This window comes from Leptospira fluminis (genome assembly GCF_004771275.1).
Lineage (GTDB): Bacteria > Spirochaetota > Leptospiria > Leptospirales > Leptospiraceae > Leptospira_B > Leptospira_B fluminis.
The window spans coordinates 371,212-377,765 of sequence record NZ_RQEV01000011.1 but is presented as its reverse complement, the minus strand read 5'-3'; the positions used below and the strand labels follow the sequence as shown (position 1 = coordinate 377,765).

6 protein-coding genes are annotated in these 6,554 nt (G+C 45.1%); 4 read left to right on the top strand and 2 right to left on the bottom strand.

All coding sequences use genetic code 11. The features are described 5' to 3' along the window. Positions 1–207 precede the first annotated feature (207 nt). Both EHO61_RS11925 and EHO61_RS11920 read right to left on the bottom strand, forming a co-directional pair. Positions 208–834, bottom strand: a complete 627-nt coding sequence (locus EHO61_RS11925; protein WP_135813794.1) for a TetR/AcrR family transcriptional regulator — start codon at positions 832–834, stop codon at positions 208–210. Between the two features lie 47 nt (positions 835–881). Then, on the bottom strand, positions 882–3,029 hold the full coding sequence (locus EHO61_RS11920) for an MASE1 domain-containing protein (RefSeq protein WP_135813793.1): 2,148 nt from the start codon (positions 3,027–3,029) through the stop codon (positions 882–884). A 54-nt stretch (positions 3,030–3,083) separates the two neighbouring features. Between EHO61_RS11920 and EHO61_RS11915 the strand changes: the two genes are divergently transcribed. From EHO61_RS11915 to EHO61_RS11900, 4 genes are all read left to right on the top strand, one after another. Beyond that, positions 3,084–4,922 (top strand): bifunctional chorismate-binding protein/class IV aminotransferase, encoded by a 1,839-nt coding sequence (locus EHO61_RS11915; RefSeq protein WP_135813792.1) that lies wholly within the window; start codon positions 3,084–3,086, stop codon positions 4,920–4,922. Next, positions 4,919–5,455 carry an RNA 2',3'-cyclic phosphodiesterase gene (thpR, locus tag EHO61_RS11910; RefSeq protein WP_135813791.1) on the top strand — a complete coding sequence of 179 codons (537 nt, stop codon included), beginning with the start codon at positions 4,919–4,921 and terminating at the stop codon, positions 5,453–5,455. The genes EHO61_RS11915 and thpR overlap by 4 nt, the downstream gene beginning before the upstream one ends. Before the next feature lie 39 nt (positions 5,456–5,494). Further along, positions 5,495–6,154 carry a leucyl/phenylalanyl-tRNA--protein transferase gene (gene aat / locus EHO61_RS11905; RefSeq protein WP_167884867.1) on the top strand — a complete coding sequence of 220 codons (660 nt, stop codon included), beginning with the start codon at positions 5,495–5,497 and terminating at the stop codon, positions 6,152–6,154. 83 nt (positions 6,155–6,237) lie between these two features. Next, positions 6,238–6,525, top strand: coding sequence for a hypothetical protein (locus EHO61_RS11900; protein ID WP_135813789.1), 288 nt, complete (start codon positions 6,238–6,240; stop codon positions 6,523–6,525). Positions 6,526–6,554: the final 29 nt, after the last annotated feature.

The following is a 6,554-nucleotide window of genomic DNA, read 5'->3' as shown; positions in this document are numbered from 1 at the left end:
TATTTTAGCCATTCATCCTCCGTCCCCCACATTACCATGGTAGGTTGCCGAATTTTATCGATTCCTTCCGAGAGCGGCATTCCGAATCTATGAAGGAGCGGGCCATATTCCCATGGAGGAGATTCCCGAAGTAACCGTAAAAGATCTGGAAAACTTTATCGCTTCGAGATAGAAAGTAGGATAGGCATACTTCCTAAAGGATGATGCCTATCTTTTTCTCATTCCTTCGAGCATTAACTTCGGTATTTCCTCCATCCATCTCCTCGCGAACTTCGCGTCTTTTCCGTAAGAGATTCCCGCACGTATTCCCTCGAACATTATCGCATTGACCGCCTGCGAAGCGATTCGGGTATTCAAGTCTTTTCGTAAAAATCCTTTCGATACTCCGTTCTTTAGATACAATTCCGTAAGTTTTGCACTCCGATCGATCCCCAGACGTACCTTTCTTTGAATGGCTTCGTCCAGTCCCATGGCCTCGAAAAAAACGATTTTGGCCTGCCGAGGGTCTTTTGCGAAAAGTTGAAACAATTCCTCTCCGATACTTATGATTTGTTGTCTGTACTCCTCGAGAGTATCGGATTTGTCCGGCGCCTCTTTCTTGACTACTTCGATCAATCCGGTCAGGATCCTGTCTACAAGCGCATGAAGGATGTCCAATTTATTCTTAAAATACCTATAGCAGGTACCGTGTCCGATATTCAATTTTCCGGCGATATCCGCGATACCCGTTTCGTGATATCCCTTTTCGGAAAAAACCTCCAGCGCCGCTTCGAGTATCTGTTCCCTGCGAGCTTCCGCTCTGTTCGCGATCGGACTTGGAGGCTTGGTTCTCATTGGAATCCTTACTCGTTTACGCTTAAAAGATAAGCAAGGACTTTTCGTTATTGTGAGACGGAGAACCGAATTCTAAACGTGGTTCCTTTTCCTAAGGAACTCGAAAAATCCAATTTTCCTTTTAATTGTCGAGTTAAGACCTGAACTAGGGTCAGTCCGAAGGAAGGCCCTTCGAAAGGATCCGAATCTCCGGATAATCCGCATCCAGTGTCGCTTATTTCCAGCACTCCGAAATCCTTTTCCTTTGCGATCCGGATGGTCACGCTTCTCTCTCCCGATTCGGGTTGGAATCCGCTAGGAAACGCGTATTTGAAACAGTTCGTCAAAAGTTCGTTTAATATCAGGCCCAGCGGAATCGCCACGCTTACTTCCAGATTCAATCGTTCCATTTCCGTTTTCAAACGGATGTCCGGCCCTATCTTGTAAGCGGAACGAATTTTGGCCGAAAGGCGGTTTGCATATCCGGAAAATTCGATGTCGCCTAAATCCTTTGATTGGTAAAGTTCGTCGTGTATCAATGCCATCGTTTGGATTCTATTCTGGCTTTCCGCGAAGGCTTCGTGAACTTTGGGATCGTTTACGTAATCCGCCTGTAGGCTGAATAAGCTAGATATCGCTTGCAGATTGTTTTTGACCCTATGATGAATTTCTTTCAGCATAACGTCTTTTTCCCGAAGCGACGCCTTGAGTTGTCGCTCCGCTTCTTTCTTTTCGGTAATCTCTTCCGCGGTGACGATGATGGAAGAAAAAGTTTTTTCCGATTCCGGGGGCAACGACCATCTCAATGTCGCTTCGAATTTGCTTCCGTCATGAGCGGTCAAAAAGACGTCGTATTCGAGGGCTCTTAACCCTAATCGAATGCAATATATCAGATTAACGAAATCGTTGGATTTTCCGATATCGTAGATATTTTTCGTAATCTGCAATACCGCCTCTTTGGAGTCTGTTTTGAACATCTTTACGGTTTCTAGATTCGCGTCGACTACCCGAATGGACCGCGCACATTCCCGCATAAATTCGGGGTTCTTGGATAGAAACCGATAAAATTGCATATTTCCCATCGGCGGGAGGGAATCCAAAAGAGCTTTTACTCGGCTATAATCGCATTCGAAGATACCGATCGGAACGTTTTCGAACAATCTTTTGTATCTAGCTTCGGTTTCGTCGAGAGAGACGTTCGACCTAGTCAGCTCCAGAGTCCTCTCAGTGACAAGAGTTTCCAGTTCACCGTGAGAGTGTAGCAACCTTCGCTCAGCTTCCCTTCTTTCTCGAACGACCGATAACACCAAAAGCGACGTTATGGACATCGCGGAAAGAAAGCTTTGTAATAACAGAAGGGACGTTTCCCGAGAGGAAGCGGAAAATTGGGTCGAACCTTGGATAGCTCCCCAAATGGCGAGACCGGAAATCAAGGTAAGAGCGAGAGAGGATTCTCGGGCTCCGAACTGTAGAGAGGACCAAACGACTATCGTTACTAATAAATAGGCGATCGGATAATCCAACTCCAAAGCTTTGATTCGAAAGACGTTAAATGTTACCGATGTGATGAGTACCAATAAGAGGATTACCGGGATACTTTCTCTAAGCGCGTTTTTTTTACTGGAAGAAAGATCCGGAGTCAACCAAGACCAGAAAAAAGGAAAATAAAGAAACACTCCCAGCATATCGCCGGACCACCAAAAAATCCAAGTGGAAGCGACCGTTTCCACGGGAATGATTCCCATTAGAAAAAGCCCTAAATTGGCCACGCTAGCGCTCGTAGTGCAAACGAAAGTTTCCATCCAAAGGAATCGGATGACTTTGGCAGTACTTCTCGTGAAGTCCGTATCTCTAACGATTTTGTTGTAGAATATGGAACCTAATAGAGCCTGCAGACCGCTACCGCATCCGATTAAGATCGCTCCCCAAAATTGCGGGGCAAGGGGATATTCGGAAAGGATATCGAGTTTTGTCGAAAGATTATAGACAAAAGAGCCGAGACCCACCCCGATCGCGGCGGATTTTCCGAATAAAAGCAAGGCACAAAGGGCCCACCCGGATGCGGGCCACACTGGAGAAGCGTAACCGGAATAGGCAGCGGTAAAAAAACCGATATGCCCTAAGAGAAAATAAAGGGTCGCGGTTATTAAAATTTTTCCGGCCCAGGAAAATGTCCTAAGCTGTTTTATGGACGCAAAACGGTTATCTAGGATCATTTCACTTTATTTATCCGATCGCTATTTGGATAAGGGATAAAAAGACTTCCTTGTATGAATTGGTTTAAGGGCAACGGTGTAAAGCCTTTCGTGTTTTTGGGAAGAGGGTTTTCGTGCGAACAAAAACCTATCCTTGCGTTTCCGGAGGAAGTCTTCACTACTAATCGACGAAGCGAAGTTCTTAAAATCATTCGGAAAATCGAAGATAAGGTTTCGGAAGGTTTTTTTGCGGCAGGATGGATTTCATACGAATCGGGAGAAGCGTTTTTAAAAGGAGACGGGGAATATATCGATTCGTCTTTCGATTTCCCCTTAGTTTGGTTCGGAACATTCCAAGAATATAAGATTTTGGAAAAAGAGGAATTGGAAAGCTGGGAAAATTCCTTTTCAGCGGAAGGTTATTCCGTTAGGTACAAATCTTCCATAAATTTCGATAAATTCGACGAATCTATCCATAAGATCAAACAATCGCTACGCAAAGGGGACGTTTATCAAATTAATTACACGTTTCCGTTAGAGTTGAATCTCCTCGGTTCGAGTGGTCGGTTTTTTTTCGATTTGCGTAGGGCGCAGAACGTTCCATATGAGGCCTGGATTTGGACGGGTCGAGCGAAGGAAGGTAACGTTGGGCGGGAAATTCTTTCTTTTTCTCCTGAACTTTTTTGGGAGAGAAAGGGCAAGACCATAAGAACTTCACCCATGAAAGGGACTAGACCCAGGGGAAAAAATGCGGAAGAAGATCTTCAATTCAAGACAGATTTGCAGGACTCCGAAAAAGATAAGGCCGAAAATTTGATGATCACGGATCTGATTCGGAGCGATCTGGGAAAAATATCCGAATTGGGTTCCGTTTCCGTTCAAAATCTGTTCGGAATCCAGGAATATAGTACCGTCTTTCAGATGACGAGCGATATCGGTTCCGTTTTGAACGACGGAGTTTCCTTTTCAAAAATACTGGAGGCGCTCTTTCCGGGCGGATCGATTACCGGGGCACCGAAACGGAAGGCGACTGAGATCATTTCTTCGTTGGAGGAAAGCCGGGGGATCTATACCGGAGCTATCGCATTTTTATCTCCCGGAAAGGAAACGGTATCCATTCCGATCCGAACCTTGGAGTTTCAGGAGGATTTCGGAGATGGATGGAGCGGGAGGTTAGGAATCGGAGCCGGGATCACGATCGATTCGAATTCGGAGGAGGAGTGGAAGGAATGCTGGTCCAAGGCGGCTTTTTTAACGGAATCCGTCCGCGAGGTCGGAGGGAATTTCGATATTTTCACTACGGCAAAGGTGAAAAGAGGCACGGTGTACTTTGAAAAAGAACACGAAGAAAGGACGCGAAATTCCGCGAAGGAGTTGGGCTTTCCTTTTTCTGATCAGGCATGGAAATCTACATTAGAAAAAATAAAAAAAGAAAGTTTGGAAAATCCTAAAAATACGTACCGTGCGCGGATCTCTTTGGATCGAAAACTCGGCTTGAAATCCGAAATACAACTCTGGTCATCGACGGAGAAAGAAGGGGGCATTTTGATTTCGAATAAAAAATTGCGGAACAACGAAACGCTACGACTTCATAAAACCAGTGTTCGAACGGCATATATGAAAGGATACGAATCGGCACGATCCAAAGGCTATTTAGACGCCGTCTTTATGGACGAGAAAGACCGTATTCTAGAAGGAACCGTCCATTCCATTTTTCTAAGAATCGGAGGAAAATGGTTCACACCTTCCCTTCAATCGTGTATTCTACCCGGGATTGCTAGAAAAAAATTAATGATAAGGCTGAAGGCAACGGAAAAGGATTTATTCGTACCGGATTTTCGGAAAGCCGAAAGAATTATTCTCTGCAATGCACTGCGAGGGATCCGTTTTGTCACTTCGGTGGATTTGGAATGAGAACCTTCATTGGTCTTTCTCTTCCGGAAAAAATCCGCGATTCCATCGCCCGAATTTGCTACGGTATCGAAGGGGCTCGCTGGGTGCCAGAGGAGAATTTTCACGTTACTCTGGTTTTTTTAGGCGAATTAGATTCTACGGAATTCGATTCTTTGCGCGAAATCTGCACCAATGTCAGTGCCGGATCCTTTCCCCTAAAAGCCGATGGACTGGGATGGTTCGGATTCAAAAAACCGGCGATCCTTTACATCGCCTGCGATCCGGATCCTCGGTTATTGAATTTGCAAAGAACTTTGGAATCCGGTTGCAAGAGAGCCGGTTTTTCCGTAGAAAAGCGGGAATACAAACCGCATATAACCATAGCCCGTTTTCGGGATTCGGCTCAAAGAAGCGTTATGACCTATCTGGAAGAATTTCGGGATTTTACCCTTCCCGTTTTCGAACCGGGAGAATTTCATATCTATTCCAGCCGAAGCGGAACCGACGGTCCGATCTATAGGATCGAAGAATCGTTTCCTATCGGGAGGGAGTGAACGGTGGAATTTCCGAATGAGGAGACTTATATTCCTAAAATCCGGGATTTTTCGGATTTTTTCCTTAGCCCGAAAGAAACCAAGGAGGAGGTAGTCGGGATCGGAGGAGATCTTAGCGTATCTCGTCTCCTTTACGCGTATACTCACGGAATTTTTCCCTGGATGGATAAACCCTTGCTTTGGTTTTCTTTGGATCCCAGAGCAATCTTCGATCTGAATGTTCTTCATTTGAGCCGTAAGGTTCACCGTAAAATTCGGCAGAAAAAATATACGATCACTATGAATCATGCGTTCGAACAGGTTATGCGTTGCTGTTCTTATCGTTCCGAAGAACAGACTTGGATCACGGATACCTTCTTAAAAGGATTTACCGAGTTCCATAGGCAGGGTTATGCACATAGTTTGGAAGTTTGGAATGAAGAAGGTCTTCTCAGCGGAGGAGTTTACGGAGTAGCGATCGGAAAATTCTTTGCCGGTGAGTCCATGTTTTCCTTCGAACCTGATTTCGGAAAAATCGCTCTCCATTATCTTTTCCATATTTTGAAAAGCGACGGTTTTATCTTATTCGATACCCAGCAGATGAATCCCGTAACTCTTTCGTTGGGGGCGTACGAGATACCTAAATCCAAATTTTTGGAACGACTCTCGATGGCTGTGGAAGTGCCCACCAAGTGGAGACCTTCCCGACTCGAAATTTGATTTTTTGCTAAATTCGGTTTGATTTGCCTCACATAATAATAAAAGTAAGGCATTAAAACCAACCTAAATATAGGCAGACTATCATGACCCTATTCAAAAAAATTCTAGCTTCCCTTTTAGTTTCCGCGATCGCTCTTTTCGGTTTTAACGGACTGACTGCAGAAGATGCGGCAGGTGATGAGCCCGCTCAAACGCAAGATTCCGGAGCTGCAAAGTCCGAGAAAAAAGGTAAAAAAGGAAAGAAAAAGAAATCCAAAAAGAAACACGGTAAAAAGTCCAAAAAAGGAGCTAAAAAAGAGGGAGAAGGATCCAAGTCTGAGTCTTCCACTCCTGCTCCTTCCCACGAGGGAGCTGCCGGCGAAGAGCAATAATTCCGGCGTTCGTTTCGATTTCCGCCCGA